This is a genomic window from Ruegeria atlantica, assembly GCF_013033965.1.
Lineage (GTDB): Bacteria > Pseudomonadota > Alphaproteobacteria > Rhodobacterales > Rhodobacteraceae > Ruegeria > Ruegeria atlantica_D.
Window position 1 is genome coordinate 202,327 of record NZ_WQFE01000003.1, and the last position, 19,047, is coordinate 221,373.

Annotated in this window: 18 protein-coding genes; 10 read left to right on the forward strand and 8 right to left on the reverse strand. The window is 56.6% G+C overall.

Going from position 1 to position 19,047, the window contains the following annotated elements:
• The first annotated feature begins 46 nt into the window (after window positions 1-46).
• Both GOW16_RS07305 and aroB read left to right on the forward strand, forming a co-directional pair.
• A complete protein-coding gene (locus GOW16_RS07305; protein ID WP_170412536.1) occupies window positions 47-634 on the forward strand; it encodes a shikimate kinase in 588 nt (195 codons plus the stop codon).
• A complete protein-coding gene (aroB, locus tag GOW16_RS07310; RefSeq protein WP_170412540.1) occupies window positions 635-1,747 on the forward strand; it encodes a 3-dehydroquinate synthase in 1,113 nt (370 codons plus the stop codon).
• Here the strand turns inward: aroB and GOW16_RS07315 are convergent, their stop codons facing one another.
• Window positions 1,748-2,818, reverse strand: a complete 1,071-nt coding sequence (locus GOW16_RS07315) for a site-2 protease family protein (RefSeq protein ID WP_170412543.1) — start codon at window positions 2,816-2,818, stop codon at window positions 1,748-1,750. It abuts the gene before it with no gap.
• An 18-nt stretch (window positions 2,819-2,836) separates the two neighbouring features.
• Entirely contained in the window at window positions 2,837-3,325 is a 489-nt protein-coding gene (gene ssb, locus GOW16_RS07320; protein ID WP_170412546.1) for a single-stranded DNA-binding protein, read from the reverse strand.
• Between the two features lie 207 nt (window positions 3,326-3,532).
• Between ssb and GOW16_RS07325 the strand changes: the two genes are divergently transcribed.
• Window positions 3,533-4,114, forward strand: a complete 582-nt coding sequence (locus GOW16_RS07325) for a lytic transglycosylase domain-containing protein (RefSeq protein ID WP_170413361.1) — start codon at window positions 3,533-3,535, stop codon at window positions 4,112-4,114.
• Window positions 4,115-4,168: 54 nt separating this feature from the next.
• Here the strand turns inward: GOW16_RS07325 and GOW16_RS07330 are convergent, their stop codons facing one another.
• The 3 genes from GOW16_RS07330 to GOW16_RS07340 form a co-directional block, all read right to left on the reverse strand.
• A complete protein-coding gene (locus tag GOW16_RS07330) occupies window positions 4,169-6,256 on the reverse strand; it encodes a dipeptide ABC transporter ATP-binding protein (RefSeq protein WP_170412549.1) in 2,088 nt (695 codons plus the stop codon).
• 92 nt (window positions 6,257-6,348) lie between these two features.
• Complete coding sequence (locus GOW16_RS07335; RefSeq protein WP_170412552.1) at window positions 6,349-7,812, reverse strand: ABC transporter permease; 1,464 nt, start codon at window positions 7,810-7,812, stop codon at window positions 6,349-6,351.
• A gap of 12 nt (window positions 7,813-7,824) precedes the next feature.
• On the reverse strand, window positions 7,825-8,871 hold the full coding sequence (locus GOW16_RS07340) for an ABC transporter permease (RefSeq protein ID WP_170412556.1): 1,047 nt from the start codon (window positions 8,869-8,871) through the stop codon (window positions 7,825-7,827).
• Between GOW16_RS07340 and GOW16_RS07345 the strand changes: the two genes are divergently transcribed.
• Window positions 8,870-9,010, forward strand: coding sequence for a hypothetical protein (locus GOW16_RS07345; protein WP_170412559.1), 141 nt, complete (start codon window positions 8,870-8,872; stop codon window positions 9,008-9,010). The two genes, GOW16_RS07340 and GOW16_RS07345, sit on opposite strands and share 2 nt — an antisense overlap.
• Here the strand turns inward: GOW16_RS07345 and GOW16_RS07350 are convergent.
• Window positions 9,007-10,677: an ABC transporter substrate-binding protein gene (locus GOW16_RS07350; RefSeq protein WP_170412562.1), complete on the reverse strand. Its 1,671-nt coding sequence runs from the start codon at window positions 10,675-10,677 to the stop codon at window positions 9,007-9,009. The genes GOW16_RS07345 and GOW16_RS07350 overlap by 4 nt on opposite strands.
• Before the next feature lie 325 nt (window positions 10,678-11,002).
• Window positions 11,003-11,896 (reverse strand): tRNA (adenosine(37)-N6)-dimethylallyltransferase MiaA, encoded by an 894-nt coding sequence (gene miaA, locus GOW16_RS07355; RefSeq protein ID WP_170412565.1) that lies wholly within the window; start codon window positions 11,894-11,896, stop codon window positions 11,003-11,005.
• Between the two features lie 97 nt (window positions 11,897-11,993).
• Between miaA and pyrH the strand changes: the two genes are divergently transcribed.
• Entirely contained in the window at window positions 11,994-12,746 is a 753-nt protein-coding gene (gene pyrH, locus GOW16_RS07360; RefSeq protein ID WP_170412569.1) for a UMP kinase, read from the forward strand.
• A gap of 53 nt (window positions 12,747-12,799) precedes the next feature.
• On the opposite strand, the gene GOW16_RS07365 is transcribed toward pyrH, so the two are convergent.
• Window positions 12,800-13,177, reverse strand: coding sequence for a VOC family protein (locus GOW16_RS07365; protein ID WP_170412572.1), 378 nt, complete (start codon window positions 13,175-13,177; stop codon window positions 12,800-12,802).
• A gap of 274 nt (window positions 13,178-13,451) precedes the next feature.
• On the opposite strand from GOW16_RS07365, the gene GOW16_RS07370 reads away from it, so the two are divergent.
• The 5 genes from GOW16_RS07370 (at window position 13,452) to GOW16_RS07390 (ending at window position 19,033) form a co-directional block, all read left to right on the forward strand.
• Window positions 13,452-14,678 (forward strand): aminotransferase class V-fold PLP-dependent enzyme, encoded by a 1,227-nt coding sequence (locus GOW16_RS07370; protein WP_170412575.1) that lies wholly within the window; start codon window positions 13,452-13,454, stop codon window positions 14,676-14,678.
• A 47-nt stretch (window positions 14,679-14,725) separates the two neighbouring features.
• Window positions 14,726-16,150, forward strand: a complete 1,425-nt coding sequence (locus tag GOW16_RS07375) for a cryptochrome/photolyase family protein (RefSeq protein ID WP_170412578.1) — start codon at window positions 14,726-14,728, stop codon at window positions 16,148-16,150.
• 69 nt (window positions 16,151-16,219) lie between these two features.
• Window positions 16,220-17,428: an SAM-dependent methyltransferase gene (locus tag GOW16_RS07380; protein ID WP_170412580.1), complete on the forward strand. Its 1,209-nt coding sequence runs from the start codon at window positions 16,220-16,222 to the stop codon at window positions 17,426-17,428.
• Window positions 17,429-17,444: 16 nt separating this feature from the next.
• A complete protein-coding gene (locus tag GOW16_RS07385; RefSeq protein WP_170412583.1) occupies window positions 17,445-17,885 on the forward strand; it encodes a TrgA family protein in 441 nt (146 codons plus the stop codon).
• 32 nt (window positions 17,886-17,917) lie between these two features.
• On the forward strand, window positions 17,918-19,033 hold the full coding sequence (locus GOW16_RS07390; RefSeq protein WP_170412586.1) for an NUDIX domain-containing protein: 1,116 nt from the start codon (window positions 17,918-17,920) through the stop codon (window positions 19,031-19,033).
• The last annotated feature ends 14 nt before the right edge of the window (window positions 19,034-19,047 follow it).

Consider the following 19,047-nt stretch of genomic DNA (forward strand, 5'->3'; position numbering starts at 1 on the left):
TAGTTATAGCTGGCATTTTTCTTAAGATCACGTCATTCACGTTGAAATGAGCGAAATTAAGCATAACACCGACACAGAAGGTACTGATGCGGTCTTTGAACTGCACAAAACTGTCGTTCTCGTTGGCATGATGGGGGCAGGAAAGACAGCCGTAGGCCGTGCACTGGCCGCAAAGCTTGGCGTTCCGTTCCTCGACAGCGACGCCGAGATCGAATCGGCCGCCAATATGACCATCCCCGAGATATTCGAGCGCGATGGTGAGCCGTTCTTTCGTGACAAGGAAAGTCAGGTCATCGGGCGTCTGCTGGACGAGGAAAAAGGAATCTTGTCCACCGGCGGCGGAGCCTTTCTGGGTGAACAGAATCGTCAAATGATTTCAGAGCGCGGCGTCTCGGTCTGGTTGCGGGCGGATTTGAACGTGTTGTGGAACAGGGTCAAACACAAGGACACACGCCCGCTGTTACGCACATCTGATCCTTATGCGACCTTGCGCGCCTTGTACGAAGACCGCGTACCGGTCTATGCGCAGGCGGGTCTGACGGTTGAATCCGATGGCGAAACCTCGATTGAGAATATGGTGGACCGGGTGGTTGCTTCATTGTTGACGCGCCCGGACGTATTGGAACGGAAGTAAATGCACCAAACCGTACATGTAGAGTTGGGCGAACGCTCGTATGACGTGGAAATCGGACCCAACCTGCTGGCACAGTCCGGAGCGATGATCGCGCCCTTGCTGCACCGGCCCAAGATTGCCGTTCTGACGGACGAGAACGTGGCCGAGCTGCATCTTGATGCGTTACGCGATGGTCTGGCCTCTGCCGGTATCGAGATGACCTCGCTAGCCTTGCCTGCGGGTGAAGCCACTAAAAGCTGGCCGCATTTTGAGCGCGCGGTCGAGTGGTTGTTGTCGGAAAAGGTGGAACGCCGCGATGTGGTTGTTGCCCTGGGTGGCGGTGTCATTGGCGACCTGGCGGGATTTGCTGCTGCCGTTTTGCGACGGGGTGTCCGTTTTGTCCAGATACCGACGTCTTTGCTGGCGCAGGTGGACAGTTCCGTTGGCGGTAAGACCGGAATCAACGCGCCGCAGGGAAAGAACCTTATTGGGGCATTCCATCAGCCGTCACTGGTTTTGGCGGACACGTCGGTTCTGGGCACAATGACCCAGCGGGATTTCCTGTCCGGTTATGGCGAAGTGGTCAAGTACGGCTTGCTGGGGGATGCCGAATTCTTTGAATGGCTCGAGGCCAACGGCCCCGACGTTTCAGACGGCGAAATGGCCGCGCGGGTGCGCGCCGTGACACGTTCGGTTCAGATGAAGGCCGATATCGTGGCCCGTGACGAGACTGAGCAGGGCGATCGGGCGCTTTTGAACCTTGGGCATACCTTCTGTCACGCGCTGGAAGCCGCCACGGGATATTCGGATCGTCTGTTGCACGGGGAAGGCGTCGCCATTGGCTGTGCGCTGGCGTTTGAGTTGTCCTCGCGCCTTGGGCTGTGCTCACAGGAAGATCCAAGCCGGGTTCGGGCGCACCTGCGTGCGATGGGAATGAAGACCGATCTGGCGGACATTCCCGGAGATCTGCCGGGCGCCGAGGCGCTGGTGGACCTGATGGCGCAGGACAAAAAGGTCATCGACGGCCAGTTGCGGTTTATTCTTGCCCGCGGGATCGGACAGGCTTTCGTCACTTCGGATGTCCCTCGCGAAGCTGTGCTGTCAGTGCTGGAAGACGCCTTGACGACAGTCTGATCAGCGCCCTCGGATCACCATCAGTTCCCCGATGTTTTCGCGGGTTATGTAACCGACCATAGCCCCGGCCTGCGTGCAGACGGCCACGGCGGGGGCGCCCTTGTGCAGCTTTTCCAGCACGGTTTCCAAGCCGGTGGTCAGTTCAACGCGCGGTATTTCTGTTTCCATGATCGTGGTTGCAAGATCCGAACGCGGAGCTTCCTGTGCGAGGGCGGCAAACAGCGTACCACGCGCCAAAAAGCCCAGCAGATCCCCATTCGGGCCCAACACAGGGAACTCGTGTTGGGTGGTGTGGATAACGGCCTGCGCGGCGGTTGCAAGCGTGTCCGCTGGTGACAAGGCATGGAACTCGGTGATCATCGCGTCCCGAGCCAGTACCCGTCGTGCGACCGAGCGCATAGCTACATCCTGGCTTTCCGCATTAGCCGCAACGAATACGAAGACAGCAATCAGAACCAGCAGAGGGTTACCTGTACTCAACCCAAGAAAACCAAATACAACCGCCACAACCTGACCCGCGAGGGCAGCGACACGTGTGGCATTTACCCGGTTCATCTTCAGGCACAAAAGCGCGCGGAAGACCCGGCCACCATCCATGGGGAAGGCCGGGATCATATTGAATACCGCCAGCAGCAGGTTCACATAGGCCAAACGGTTCAGCAGCCCTGCACTAGTTGAATCGATCTGTGCCAAGGAATCCAGCGACATTCCGGCCCCCAAAGCTACCAGAACGATCCAGATCACGATGTTCACCGCCGGACCGGCCAGAGCGACCCAAACCTCTTCCATGGGCTTCTCGGGCATCCGTTCGAGCCGGGCGAGCCCTCCGATTGGTAGTAAGGTGATGTCAGGGGTTTTGATGCCGTAGCGCCGCGCCATTAGCGCGTGACCGAACTCATGCGCAACAACGCAGGCAAACAGGGCCAGAACGAATATCAGGTTGTCGATCGCGGCGGGCAATCCGCCTTTGGAATAGGCCGCAAAGGCGACCCAGCCCAACAGCAGGAAAAAGGTGACATGGACCCTCAGTTCCGACCCCAATAGTCGGCCGAGTGAGAAGGACCATGTCATGTTTTGTCTCCGTTTGCCTTAGAACGGAATCTCGTCGTCGTCGATTCCGCCGGATGCAGGGGCTGGGGCAGGGGCGCTGGATTGCCCACCATAGGGATCGCCATAGCCGCCGCCTGCCTGACCGCCGCCATAACCACCGCCACCGCCGCCTTCGCCGCGGGCATCCAGCATCACAAGGGTAGAGCCAAAGCCCTGCAGAACCACTTCGGTCGAATACCGATCCTGACCAGATTGATCCTGCCATTTGCGGGTTTGCAGCTGGCCTTCAAGGTACACTTTGGACCCTTTGCGCAGGTATTGTTCGGCAACGCGGACAAGCCCCTCGTTGAAGATCGCGACCGAATGCCATTCGGTGCGCTCGCGACGCTCACCGGTGTTGCGGTCTTTCCAGGTTTCGGATGTGGCGATGCGCAGATTGCATACTTTTCCACCGTTCTGGAATGTCCGAACCTCGGGATCGCGGCCTAGATTTCCGACCAGAATGACCTTGTTAACTGAACCTGCCATATATTTCCCCGTTCTTGTCTGACTCGAATGCGCCCGAATCTGGCGCTATGTTTCTATGCGACCCTATACGGCCTGCGTCATGGTTAAAACACAGTTGATGTGTGCAACGGTTGGCAAGAAATCCCGCGGGTTCCATTTACCAAGCTTTCATTTTTGCCTGAAATATCTATACTCATTCGGGTTCGAGAACGAGCGGGATTGGCATTAATGCGTTTTCTAGTTGGTTGTTTTTCAGTTCTTTGCCTTGCGCTGGCTTCGGTTCCGGCCGTGGCTGACACCCTGTCCTCCAAAAGCCGTAAGGATATTTTCCTCAAACAATCCAAGATTTTGGACACACGTGCGGCGACCCAATATCGCGATTCTGAGCGACTAAAACCGAAGACTGCGCAGCCAAGGCAGTTCAGTAAGCGGTACAATGGTAAGTATCGCGGCCAATATCTGGCGCTGGCGCGGCAGGCGGCCCGGAAGCATAGTGTCCCCGAAGAGTTGTTCCTGCGGCTGGTTCAGCAGGAAAGCGGATGGAATCCTCACGCGGTGTCCCACAAAGGGGCTTTGGGGCTGGCACAGTTGATGCCTGGCACTGCGCGTCTACTGGGGGTGAATCCGCATGACCCCAAGCAAAACCTTGAAGGCGGGGCAAGGTACCTGTCCTGGCAGTACCGCAAATTCAAATCCTGGCGTCTGGCGCTGGCGGCATATAACGCGGGGCCGAAGGCCGTGGAAAAACATGGCGGTGTGCCGCCATACAAAGAAACTCAGAATTATGTGAAGGTTATTTGGGGCGGCTGATACTACGCCCCAAACAGTAGAACCGGCACCGGGCCGGTTCTTTGTGTTTGGCATTTACTCCGCCGCAATTTTGATGACAGGCTGCATTTGGGCCAACACTTCCTCGGACAGATGGCATTTGACCTGGTGTCCGTCTGCCAAAGTTTTCACCGGTGGAACATCTTTTTCACACAAACCGCCCGGCACTTCGGACTTCCAGCGGCAGCGCGTCTGGAATGGACACCCCGGCGGCGGGTTCATTGCCGAGGGGATATCGCCTTCCAGAACGATATGTTCCTTCTCGACCGACGTATCCGCGATGGGAACGGCGCTCAGCAACGCTTCGGTATAGGGGTGATAGGGCGGCGAGAACACCTGATCTGTAGTCCCCAGTTCGACCACATGCCCCAGATACATCACCATCACCCGGTCGCTGAGATAGCGCACGATCGACAGGTCGTGGCTGATGAACAGCAGGGTGGTCTTATGCTCGCGCTGGATCTCCATAAGCAGGTCGGTCACAGCCGCCTGAACAGATACATCCAACGCTGAAACAGGTTCGTCCGCAACGACGATCCGCGCATCGCCAGCAAAGGCGCGCGCGATGCCCACACGCTGTTTCTGGCCACCGGACAGCTGGCGCGGCATCCGCTCGGCAAAGGCGCGTGGCAGCTTCACCAAATCCAAGAGTTCCAGCATGCGCTGCTTTCGTTCAGCTTCGGAGTTTCCGACGCCAAAGATTTCCAGCGCGCGGATAATTTGCCGCCCAACGGTCATCGAGGGGTTCAGAGTGTCAAAGGGGTTCTGGAACACCATCTGGACTTCGCCAACGGTCTTGGCATCACGCTCTTCGATGGGCACGTCTTCGATGTTTCGGTTGTCCAGCAAGATCTGCCCATCCGTAGCTGTTTCCAGCCCCATCAACACTTTGGCAAAGGTCGATTTTCCACACCCGGATTCGCCCACGATGGCCAGCGTCTCGGACTCATGTGCTTCGAAACTCAGTGTCTCGTTGGCTTTGACAACCTTCTTCTCGCCACCGCCGAACAGCGCGTTTGCGGCAACCTCATAGTACTTCTTGAGGTTATCCATTTTTAGAACAGTTCGGCCAATCTCACCTTTTTCTTTCTGTTCGCCCACGGTAATGGGCGCGTTCCAGTCAATTTCCTTGAACTTCAAACAGCGCGTGTGATGGCGGTCATTGCCGGGCACGGGCTCCATCAGAATGTTTTGGGCGTCGCAGCGGCCTTCCTCGAAATAGTCGCAGCGTGGGCCAAAGTTGCATCCTGGCGGGCGCTCATGGGGCAGGGGAAAGTTCCCCGGAATGGCCACCAAGGGCCGCGCGTTCTTATCTGCGCCCGGCAACGGGATCGAGCGGAACAGCGCCTGCGTATAGGGGTGCTGCATTTCATCAAACACGTCGTGGATCGAACCGCGTTCGACCGCCTCACCCGAATACATCACACACAGCCTATCGCAGGTTTCCAGTACCAGCCCCAGATTGTGAGAAATGAACAGCATCGAGGTGCCGTATTTCTTACCAAGATCCTTGACCAGTTCGACCACGGCGGCCTCGACCGTCACGTCCAACGCGGTGGTCGGTTCGTCCAGGATCAGCAAAGCCGGTTTCGACATCAACGCCATAGCGATCACGATCCGCTGTTGTTGACCGCCTGACAGCTGATGCGGGAATGAATTCAGCATCCGCTCTGGGTCGGGCAGGCGCACATCCGTGACCACCTCCAACGCGCGGGCATAGGCCTCGTCGGCACCGACGCCTTCGTGAATCATCGGCACTTCCATCAATTGCTTTCCGATCTTCATCGCCGGGTTCAACGAGGCCATCGGTTCCTGGTAGATCATCGCGATCTCATTGCCGCGAATATCCCGCAGTTCATCCGAGCTCATCTCAGCCAGATCGCGCCCTTTGAACTTGATCGTACCTCCGACAACCCGTCCGTTCTTGCCAAGGTCCTGCATGACCCCAAGCGCAACGGTGGATTTGCCGCACCCGGATTCGCCAACCAGCCCCACGGCCTCGCCGGGCTGCACGCTGACCGAAAAATCCATCACGGCAGGTATTTCCCGAAGGCGGGTGAAGAAAGAAATCGACAGTTTGTCGATTTCTAGGATTGGGCCGTCATATTCCGCCAGTTTGTTCATCTTGTATCTCCTCGCGAGAATCCGGGGATCCCCCTTCATCTGGCTAAAAATATCTTGGGGGTCCGGGGGCAAAGCCCCCGGCCGCTCTCACATCAATCCTTCAGGCTTTCTTCGCGCAAGCCGTCCGCAAGCAGGTTCAGACCAAGAACCAGCGACAACAGGGCAAAGGCAGGTGGAAGGGCGGGGTGGAGATAGATCGACAACAGCTTGCGCCCCTCATTGATCGTAGATCCCCAATCTGGGCTTTCAGGCGGCAGACCCAGCCCGAAGAAACCCAAGGTTCCCAACAGGATGGTGGTGTACCCGATACGCAGACAAAAATCGACGATCAGCGGCCCACGTGCATTGGGCAGGATCTCCCACAGCATGATGTACCACGGACCTTCGCCACGTGTCTGGGCTGCGGCCACGTAGTCTCGCGTTTTGATATCCAGCGCGAGGCCGCGCACGATACGGAACACCGTGGGCGAGTTCACGAAGACCACCGAGACGAACACCACGAGGATACCCCCGGGGATATCGAACAGATCCAGATAGGTCGGCAGGCCCCAAATGCTGTAATCATCCGTGTTGATGACATAGCCGCCCGACGAAATCAGCGACAAGTAAAGCCATAGCGCGATACCCAGAACCCCGATCAACAGCGGTGTGCGGAAGTTCGGGCGGGTGTAATAACGCGAGTTCAAAAGAACGCCGATGAACAGGATCGGGAATATGAACAGAACCGCTGCCATATAGTTCGGCACGCCTGTTGCCACGATTTCCGGTGTGACCAAAAGGTAGAACAACAGGATGACCGGGAAGGCGAGGATAAGGTTGGCCAGAAACGACAGGAACGTATCCAGACGTCCGCCATAGTACCCGGCTGGCAGGCCCAGAGTGATCCCGACCATGAAAGCAAACATGGTCGCAAGCGGAGCGATCTGAACCACGATCCACGCACCTTTGACCATTCGGCTAAAGACGTCGCGGGCGAGGTTGTCGCCGCCCAGAAGGTACCAGGCATACTCACCTTCGTCGGGACTTGGCAGCGGTGTTCCCGGCACTTTGTTCTTCATGCCCGATACCTGAACTAACGGGTCATGAGTGATGATCAGATCCAGCGCACCGAAGATGCCGGTGAAGACCCAAAACATCACAAGACCAAAGCCGATCATACCGATGGGGCTGTCAAACAACTTGCCGTAAAGGCCGAGGCGGCGTTTGAAGGCAATCGACATTGCAAACAGGATGATCAGTGACAACCACACAGGCAGAAACTGCTGCGAGATCGCTCCGATTATCCCGGCACTGGTCCCCATGAGGATGCCAAGAACGATATAGGCCAAGGCAAGCGCAACACAGGCGGAAAAGCTGTATCTCAGGGCCTTTTGTGTTAGCCCACGTAGCCCGTTGCCGCCGCTTATGGTGCCGTCGATATTCACGCTCATCGGGGATTCGGGCAGCACAATACTGCCGATAATCCAAACGACGATTGATACGATCAACGCAGCAAGCGCGATCATCAGGATAGGGTTCAGAATGGCGATAGAGCCGGTCCAGCTTAAAGGTTCCATGATCTATCTCCCTTACGAAATACGGATGCGCGGGTTGAGGTAGACATAGCCGATATCGGAGATCAGCTGCGTCACCAGCACCACAAAGACCGACACGACCGAAATCGCCAGCAACAGCTGAATGTCGTTGTTGCCCGCCGCCTGCACCAGCGCCCAGCCAAAGCCCTTGTAGTTAAACAAGGTCTCGACAATCACCACGCCATTCAGCAGCCATGGGAACTGCAGCATGATAACTGTAAAGGGCGCGATCAGCGCGTTGCGCAGCGCATGTTTCATGACGATGTTGCCAAAGGAAACACCCTTAAGGCGGGCGGTTCGGATGTACTGCGCGGTCATGACCTCGGTCATCGATGCGCGGGTCATGCGGGCAATATAACCCATGCCGTAAAGGGCAATGGTCAGAACCGGCAGGAAGAAGTTCTCGAAGGTCGGGTTATCCATTGCCTGTGTCGCGGTGCCCTTGAACCATTTCAGGCCAACGGTGGATGAGGTGAAGATCGCGATGAAAATCACACCCGATACGTATTCCGGCGTCGCTGTCGTTATGATCGAGAAGGTGGACAGGGACCGGTCCAGTGCGGATCCTTCGCGCATCCCGGCCAACACCCCGACCAACAGCGCTGATGGCACCATCAGAACCAGAACCCAGAACATCAGATAGCCGGTGTTGCCCAGACGCTTGCCCACGATACTGCCGACCTCGTCCTTGAAAACGGTTGAGTAACCCCAGTCGCCCTGCAATACGCCGCAATATCTGGGCGTCGTTTCCTCGGTCGATCCCGGGCGGGTACAGGTGCCAAGGAATGTGCCGTCATCAAGCGTCTTGGTGTAACCCGGCAGAACGCCCAGCCACTGCCCGTATTTGACGAGAGTGGGTTGCAAATAGCCGCGATTATCCAGCCAGGTCTCAACCTGTTCGTCGGACATCCGCTGGTTGCCCTGCGTTTTCGCAAGCTTTTCCAGGTTCGGGTAGAGGTTGGTCAGAAAGAAGACCACGAAAGTCAGGCACAATGCAGTGAGTAGCATGACGCCGAACCGTCGGAGGATGAATAGTCCCATGATGGCCCCTGTTGTTCGGGTGTTCCGCAGACCATTGGACCATTGTCTGGCCTCGGACATCCGACCCCGTGTCGGCCTGTCTGCGGCTGGAAAGGGGCGCCCTGATCAGGCGCCCCCGTTTGTCGAATGGCAGATTTAAGCTGCCCAGCCCCACTTGTAGTGGTGATGCTCGAAGGACACGTGCATGTCGGTGCCGACAAGACCGTCCTTCATGTGGCGGTACAGCGAACGCCAGTAAGGCTGAATGGTGACGCCTTCTTCCTGGATCATGGCCTCGCCCTTAGCGACCACTTCACGGCGTTTGTCTGCATCCGCGATGGCCAGAGCTTCGGTCAGCAGGGCATCGAACTCGGCATTGGACCAGCCAAACTCGTTCCAGGCTTCACCGGTACGATAGGCCAGCGCCCAGATTTGCACGCCCAGCGGGCGATGGTTCCAGTTGGTCGAGCTGTAGGGATACTTCGCCCAGTCATTCCAGAACGTGTTGCCCGGCAGAACAGTCCGTTTGACTTTGATGCCAGCGTCGCGCAGCTGCGCTGCAACCGCGTCGGTGGTGTTCCGGCGCCAGTCGTCGTCGATCGAGATCAACTCGTGCTCAAAATCGATCATTCCGGCTTCTTCCATCAGCGCACGTGCACCTTCCGGGTCGACCTTCTGCGGGGGCAGTTCAAAGTAATCCGGATGGATTGGACCAACGTGGTGGTTTTCCGCAGGCGAACCGCGGCCGCCGTAACCCAGTTCCAGACAGATCGAGTTATCAACAGCCATCTGCAGGGCCTGACGCACGCGCTTGTCTTCGTAGGGCTTCTTCCCGTCGATCTCGGCCAGCTGGTTCGGACGGATGACAATGGTGTTCATGGTCACAACTTCGGATTTGATGTACCCGAGGCTGTCCATCACGTCGATGAATTCACCAACCGATTCATACAGCATGTCGACTTCGTCGGACTCCAGTGCCGCCAGCCATGCGGACGGGTCGGTGCCGTAGTCAATGTAGACGATGCTGTCCAACGCCGGGCGACCAAACACCTCTTCACCCCACCATGTGTGGTTCTCGTTGCGAACGAGGGTGGCTTTAACGCCAACCTCCAGGTCCTGGACCAGGTACGGCCCGGTCCCAACGTTGTTGAGAAGGTCCGTTTCGCTGAATGAGCTATGAACAATCGCCGCCGGGTAATCTGCCATGCCCGCAATCAGCGAGATGTCAGAAGCTGGCAGATTCAGTTTGACGGTGTTGGCATCGACAACTTCGATTGCGCCGTCGATCGCCTGACCGGATTCCGGGTCGATCAGTGTCGCAAAGCGACCGGCCATCGAGTTGGTTTCCGAACTCTTGTCGCACCAGCGGCCGATATTGCGGGCCACATCATCTGCAGTGAAGTCGTCACCATTGTTCCATTTAACACCGGGGCGGACCTTCAGTGTGTATTCGGTTGCGTCGTCGTTGACTTCCCAACCCTCCAGCAACATGCCGCGGAATGTACCGTCCGAGTTGTACTCGACCAGATACTCCAGCGTGCCGCGCGTGACATTCGCGATTTGCGACCAGTCATAAGTGCGCGGGTCTTTCAGCGCGCGCACTTCCTGCTGAACGCGCAGCGTGCCACCTTCTTTCTTTGCGTCTTCACCGGCTGCATGCGCAGGTGCAGGCAGGCCGATCATGCCATAGGCTGCTGCCGCGGTGACACCAAGCCCGGTGGTGCGGGTCAGAAATTCGCGTCGGTTGAGTTTGCCGTCCCGATATTCCTGTGCGTGCATTTCTGCCGCCCAGTGCACCGGTGCTCCGGTCATTGTCTGATTTTTCATTAACATTACTCCCTGTGAGTCAGTATTTTTTTGATGAAGTGTCGAACCGCTCAGGCCGGAATGCTCCGGACGGCAGGTTCAAGGATTTTCTGATCTCGGATTCTGGACATCCCCATGGCGACATTCGGCACCAGAATTTGGGTCAGGTCAATGTTCGAAATCGTCATTCATGGTACAAAAACGACATTGACGGGCAGAGTTTATCGCTGTCAGCTTTTTCAGCCTCAAGAGATTCCCATGGCAAGTTCAGTTTCGCGACAGCAGATTCGCCACGAATTTCTTGCACCTGCGTTCTCGGCCAAAGCAGCTTCAATCGCGTCAGGTATCACTTTGATAAATCGACCCGATTCCAACTTTTCATGCGTGCGCGAAACCATGTTCGCTGTCGCTTGGCGAATTGGCGAGTCGAAATTGTGGCGCGTTCGCGGGCTTCATCTAAGGTCATGCTACCATCGATGAAGGCCATCAGCTCGGGTACTCCGATGGCCTTGAAGGCCGGAAGCGACGGATCATAACGATCGCGCATCCTTTCAACCTCGGTCAGGGCACCAGTGTCCAACATCAGGTCAAAGCGACGCGTGATACGATCCAAAAGCCATTGTTTATCCACGTCAAAAACAATAGGCACCGTGTTCTTCACGTCCAGAACCGCAGGCGGTGTTTCGTCTTGCCAGTCGCTGAGGTTGCGGCCAGTGGCTTTCTGTACTTCCCACGCTCGTTGAACACGCGCACGGTTCTGCGTGTCAATCCGAGCGAGCGTACGGGCATCTACACCTGCGATCAGGGCTTGCAGGCCCAGGCTGTCGGCTTCGGCCCGAATTTCAGGCGGTGTCGCGGGGATGTCGGCCATTCCTTCGGTCAGCGCCGAAAAATACAGCCCGGTGCCGCCAACAATAATAGGACGGGCGCCGCTTTTCAGCAGCGGTTTGACTTCGCGTAACCAATGCCCGGTGGAATAGTCCTGATCATAGGAGATATGGCCATACAGCAGATGCGGCGCTTGGGCCTCTTCTTCGATCGATGGGCGCGCAGAAATCACCCGCCAGCAGTCGTAAACCTGGCTGGCATCGGCATTCACAATGACACCGCCGAACTGCTCGGCGATTAGCAAGGCAAGCGCGGACTTTCCTGACGCAGTCGGGCCTGCGATCAACACAGGTTTTTCGTCGGGAATAGGGGGCAGGCGGTCCAAAATATGCGTTTCTGCAGGTTCGGTCATTTCGGGCGGCCTCATTCCTTACCAACCGCATTGAACCTGCGGAGCTTTTGCTTCATTTTGCGCCGGAAAATAAACCCGTGCCAGCCCGGAGCGCAACATGAGCCTTTCCCCCACAACCGACACTGCCGAAACACCAAAGACAAAATACGATCGCGTGATGCTGAAAATCTCGGGTGAGGCACTTATGGGCGATCAAGGATTTGGCCTGCATCCGCCCACCGTTCAGCGCATCGCACAAGAGGTCAAATCCGTGCACGATCTGGGCGTCGAGATCTGCATGGTGATTGGCGGCGGCAATATCTTCCGTGGTCTCAGCGGATCAGCACAGGGGATGGAACGGACAACGGCTGACTACATGGGCATGCTGGCGACGGTCATGAATGCGTTGGGGATGCAGTCGGCTTTGGAAGAGATCGGGGTGTTCACCCGCGTGATCTCGGCCATCCGCATGGACGAAGTCTGTGAGCCATACATTCGCCGTCGCGCAGTGCGCCACCTTGAAAAGAAACGGGTCTGCATCTTTGCCGCCGGGACTGGCAACCCCTATTTCACCACCGACACTGCCGCGACCCTGCGCGCTAACGAAATGGCATGTCAGGCGATCTTCATGGGCAAGAACGGCGTTGATGGGGTGTATGATAAAGACCCCAAGGAGCATGCCGATGCCGTGCGCTATGATACCGTCAGCTATGACGACGTGCTGGCCAAGCGACTGCGCGTCATGGATGCTTCGGCCATTGCCCTTGCGCGTGACAACAATCTGCCGCTGATCGTCTTTGGGCTGGACGAACCCGGCGGGTTCCGGGGCATTCTGGCGGGCGAGGGGACTTACACCAAAGTTCAGGGATAACGCTGGCCTCAACGTTCAGGATCAGGCCGGGCCAGGTTGCCCGGCCTTTTTGCTTAGGTGCCTTCAAAGAAACCGACGGAATTGCCATCGGGATCTGTCGCGTAGAAGAACCGACCGGCCGGTATTTGGATTGGGTCGGAAACGACTTTTCCGCCTGCTTTTTCTACCCGTGTCATTACGTCCTCCAAAGCACCGTCAGCGGCCAGATGCAGTGTAGGACCCTGACCTTGTTGCGCGGGTTTGCCGGGATAAAGGTGCAGAGCGACACCGGTGGCGGGATCGGCGGGTTTGAAAACAGCCATCGGGTGCGGGGCATTCGGATCAAGCTCGGGTGTCGCACCGGTCACTTCTGCGTAAAAGGCGATAGCCTTTTCCATGTCCCGTACGGGCAATTCGCCCCAAACAAGAAAGTCCTTGGGTTTATAACTCATGTTTGTACCTCACAGGCGTTTGAATGTGGTTACTGTGCCAAAGCCCGATGACAGAAACTGGCATCAACAGCTGCGCTTGACCGGGTCGCGATCGTCGGGTTATCTGAGCCCGTCGCAGGAGCGGGAGGAGTTCTGTCCCTGGGGCTGCCGCCGAACCATGAACGTGTGTCTGGACCGCGGCTTGGCTGGAAGACCTGCCATGTTTTCGGAGCGGTCCGGGATCATGAGCGGACCGACAATCAGGACGTGGACAAAGACCAAGGAGTGAGGCGGGATGACATCCCTTGATATCGATTTTGTACGTGGGCAATTCCCCGCGTTTTCCGAGGCCAGCCTGCAGGGGCAGGCGTTTTTCGAAAACGCTGGTGGGTCATACACTTGCAAGCCGGTGCTTGATCGGCTGACGCGGTACTACACGCAGCGCAAAGTTCAGCCCTATGCGCCCTACGAGGCCAGCCGTCTGGCGGGTGAGGAAATGGATGAAGCCCGCGCACGCATGGCGGCCATCCTGGGTGTTGAAACAGAAGAGCTGAGCTTTGGCCCTTCGACCACGCAGAACACCTATGTTCTGGCGCAGGCTTTTCGCCAATGGATGCAGCCGGGTGAGGCCATCGTTGTCACCAATCAAGATCACGAGGCGAACTCAGGCCCGTGGCGGCGGCTGGCGGACGAGGGGATTGAAGTTCGCGAATGGCAGATTGATCCCGAAACAGGTTCGCTAAACCCGATGGATCTGGAAAACCTGCTGGACGAAAGAGTGCGTCTGGTGTGTTTCCCTCATTGCTCGAACGTGATCGGAGAGATCAATCCGGTGACCGAGATCACCGCCATCGCCCATGCCGCCGGGGCATTTGTTTGTGTGGATGGCGTATCCTATGCCCCGCACGGCTTTCCGAACGTGGGCGATCTGGGGCCGGATATCTATCTGTTTTCGGCCTACAAAACCTACGGTCCGCATCAGGGGTGCATGGTCATACGGCGTACGGTGGGTGAAATGCTGCCGAACCAGGGGCACTACTTCAACGGCGACGTGCTGTACCAACGGTTTACTCCAGCGGGGCCGGACCATGCCCAGATTGCGGCCAGCGCGGGCATGGCGGACTATATTGATCTGCTGTGCGACCATCATGGCGGGCCAACCGGCGAAGCGGCCGAGCGAGGTTCATTCGCCCATGATCTGATGCGCTCGCACGAGGTCGCATTGCTGCAACCGGTTCTGGATGCGGTCAAAGACCGCAATGCCGTTCGCCTGATCGGAACATCTGATGCCAGCCGCCGCGCCCCAACCGTGGCCTTGGCGCTGAACCGCAATGCCCAAGCCGTTGCCGCAGACCTGGCCGGATATGGCGTCATGGCTGGCGGAGGTGATTTCTATGCCGTGCGCCCGTTGACAGCGATGGGCGTCGATCTGGATCAGGGTGTGTTGCGGGTCAGTTTCACGCACTACACGTCTCAACAGGAAATTGATCAGCTTTTGAATGCACTTGACGACGTTTTGTGATCCAATGTCCGCCCTGCCTCGTAACCGAAGAAAACACCAGGGCGGACATGAAAAACGAGCGGTCACCGATCATCATGTGGTTCCGACGGGATTTGCGCCTGTCGGACCACCCAGCATTGAGCGCAGCTGCTGAAACCGGGCGGCCGGTCATACCAGTATTCATTTTGGACCAAGGTGTCCAAACTTTGGGCGCAGCGCCCAAATGGCGGCTTGGATTGGGCCTTGAGGCTTTTAGCCGGGCATTGGAGCAGGTTGGCAGCCGCTTGATCCTGCGGCAAGGGTATGCACTGACCGTTCTGCAAGAACTAATCGCCGAAACCGGCGCAAAAGGTGTATTTTGGTCCCGCGCATATGACCCTGATGCCATCGCCAGAGATACGAAAATCAAGGCTGCGCTGAACGACCAAGGTGTCGAGGCCAAATCCTTTTCCGGCCATCTGTTGTTCGAACCTTGGACGGTGGCGACAAAAACTGGGCAGCCATTTCGCGTTTTCACGCCGATGTGGCGGGCTGTACGCAACCGCAACGTCCCGGTGCCAAACGACGCTGTGTCTCATTTCGGATCGCCTATGACGTGGCCTGTTTCCGAAGATCTCGAGCGGTGGAATCTGGGTGCGCAGATGCGACGCGGGGCATCTGTGGTAGCGCCCCATGTCCGGCCAGGCGAAACCGCAGCGTTTGAGGCATTGCATCACTTTCTGGACCGCATCTCCGACTATTCGGATCAACGGGACCGGTTGAACGTAGATGGGACATCCAACCTGTCCGAATACCTGAATTTGGGCGAAATCGGTCCGCGCAGCGTATGGCATGCCGTCCAGAGGGCTGGGATGACCGGAGTTCAGGGAGGCGAACCATTTTTGCGTCAGTTGGTTTGGCGCGAATTCGCATATCACCTGATGTATCATACGCCTTCCTTGCTCAGCAGCAATTGGAAGCCCGATTGGGACAGTTTTCCCTGGAACACCGATCCTGAACGGCCTGAAGTGATAGCCTGGAAGCAGGCTAAAACCGGGGTGCCGGGCGTCGATGCCGGGTTGCGGCAGATGTACGTGACCGGGCGAATGCACAATCGGGCTCGGATGATTGTGGCAAGCTATCTTACCAAGCATCTGATGACCCATTGGAAAATCGGAATGGACTGGTTCGCGGATTGCCTGATTGACTGGGATCCAGCTGCGAATGCGATGGGCTGGCAATGGGTCGCGGGGTCGGGACCGGACGCTTCGCCATTTTTTCGAATCTTTAATCCGCAAACTCAGCAGGAGAAGTTCGACCCGCAATCGGACTATGTTCGGCAATGGATTGCCGAGGGACAGTCCATCCCGCCAGCAACGGCACTGGCTTATTTTGATGCGGTGCCGAAGTCGTGGAACCTCAGCCCGCAGGACCCATACCCGCAGCCCATTGTTGCTTTGGTAGCTGGTCGGGCGCGGGCATTGGCAGCCTATGAAGGCCGAAAAAACCAGTAACGAATTGAAAACTTGCCACAAACACAAACTCGGCCTAGCCTGTTTGCGCGGCCGCACAGAGGAGAGCGGATGACTTTGACGACCACGGATGGGCAGAAAGACCTGCCCAGATACTTTGTACAAGTATTCAAAATGGTTAGCCGGATGAAGTCCGGTCGGTTGGACATCGCACTGCCGGATGGCCGTGTGTTCCGAACCGAGGGCGCGAACCCGGGGCCTGTTGCGCGCGTGGATATTCATAATCCGGACGTTTTTGCCCGTTTGGTCCGTGAGGGCGAGCTGGGATTTTCCGACGCCTATCTGGAAGGCGACTGGAGCACGCCGGATCTGAGGTCCTTCATGGATCTGGTGCATGTGGGCAATGAAACGGTCTATGACGATTTTACCGGAAAAGTCCTTGTTCAAATGTATGAGCGGCTGCGGTTCTGGCTGCATCGCAACAACCGGTCACAAGCCAAAAAGAACATCTCTTACCATTATGATCTGGGTAATGATTTCTATAGTCTGTGGCTTGATGATACGATGACCTACTCCAGTGCTCTGTTCGAAACAGGGCAGGAAAGTCTGGAAAAGGCACAGACCGCCAAATATGCCAGTCTTGTTGATGAAATGGGCGCAAAACCCGGAGATCATATTCTTGAGATTGGCTGCGGCTGGGGTGGATTTGCTGAATATGCCGCAAAAGAGCGTGGCCTGCGGGTCACAGGTCTGACAATCAGTCAGGAACAGTTGAAGTTTGCGAAGCAGCGTATTGAAAATGCTGGGCTTTCAGACTTAGTTGAACTCAAGTTGCAGGATTATCGGGATGAACGCGGCCAATATGACGGCATAGCATCGATCGAGATGTTCGAGGCTGTTGGTCAAAAGTATTGGCCGGTTTACTTCGATACGGTGCGCGACCGGTTGAAACCCGGGGCACAAGCGACGCTGCAGATCATTACAGTCGCAGACCACAGGTGGGATGTTTATCGTAACGGCATTGATTTCATTCAGAAATACATATTTCCAGGTGGTATGCTTCCGGCGCCTTCCGTATTGAAAGAACAAGTTGCGCAGGCGGGTTTGAAAGTCGTCAATTCGAAGGAATTCGGTAAAAGCTATGACCTAACCCTGCGCCGTTGGTATGACACATTCAACGACAAGTGGGATGAGATCTCGGAAATGGGCTTTGACGAGCGTTTTCGCCGCATGTGGAATTATTATTTGACCGCCTGTGGAGCAGCCTTTGACACCGGCAATTGCGATGTGACACAGATCACTATAGCGAAACCGAGTTAAGGAACGGACTTCAGGAATGCCCACTGCCTCAAAGCTTGTTGCTGCCTTCTGCCTTTTGATCGTGGCGTTTCTGGTTTCGAGCATGATTATCGAAAACGGTGAAGAAGGCAAAAGCTACGGAAGTTTTACCTATGTGAACATGGCCTTGGGCGTAATCTGCGGTTGGTGGATTATGGGTAAGCGTGCCGGGCGGGGTTGGACGGCCGCAATCAACAATGGGTTGACCGGGATGGTGGCGCTGGTGTTCTGGGGGCTGTTTGTTCAGGGTGTTAACGAAATGCTCCGTCTGGCCATGCGCCATCGCTACGACGGTCCGTTCGAGGCACTGATTTCCATATTCAAAATCGGCGTGGAATATGGTCACCAACTCGTCGTACCCGAAATCTTATGGACTTTGGCCATTGGGGCTTTGGTCGCGGGGCTTGCGACCGAAGAAGCCGCACGTCGCTGGCGCTGATCTAACAATAGCAAGCACGAAAGAACCAAACAGTGTCCGATCTGTTCTTTTATGGCACGCTACGGCACATGCCATTGCTGGAGCTTGTCTTGGGACGTCCTGCGTCCAAACTTGAATTTGCCCAGGCAACGCTGAACGACCACGCGGTCTATAGCGTGAAGGATCAGGCGTTTCCTATGATTGTGCATGAGAATGCCAGCATTGCCAAAGGGCTGTTGGTCCGGGGATTGACCGAAGAGGATCACGGTCGATTGACCTTCTACGAAGGTGGCTTTGACTACGATCTGAAGGCCCAGACAGTTGATCTGAGCGATGGATCGAAAGTGCAAGCGCTCGTGTTCTACCCCGAGCCCGGTCTTTGGACCCGCGCGCAACTTTGGTCACTGCAAGACTGGGTGGATGAGTGGGGCGCGATGACATTGCTCGCTGCGCAAGACGTTATGGGGTATTACGGCAAGATCGATGCGGAACAGATCGCACGCAGCTTTCCGGCGATCCGAATGCGCGCATGGGCAAAGCTGGCTGCGCATCAACGCATGACAGGTGATGCAAGAGAAACCGCCAAAGATGTCATCTTGCACGACCACAGACGCGCCTATGTAAACTACTTCGGGATGGAAGAAGTCGCGTTGCAGCATCGCCAGTACGATGGCTCGATGGGCAATGTGCTGAACCGCAGTAGCCTGATGCAGGGAAGCGCTGTGATCGTCCTGCCATATGATCCCGTGCGGGATACGGTGCTGTTGGTCGAGCAATTCAGGGCACCGATCTTTCTGGCTGAGGATCCTGAACCCTGGATGTGGGAGCCTGTCGCTGGAATGATCGATCCTGGCGAAACGCCGGAACAAGCTGCGCGACGCGAAGCCGAGGAAGAAGCTCAGATTTTTCTGGACCGCCTGGAATTTGCTGGCGGCGCTTATTCTTCCAGCGGTTCTTCGACCGAATACCTATATCTCTATGTCGGGCTGGCCGATCTGACCAAGACTATTGAAAGCGGCGGGCTTGCATCAGAAGGCGAGGATATCCGAACCCAGATTCTGCCATACCAGGATTTCATGGACAGGGTTGACTGTCACGGGTTCAAAGATTTGCCGCTTTTGGCGGTGGCCCATTGGCTTGCACGTCACCGAGAGCGTTTGCGCGGATGATTTTCGCCGCTTGT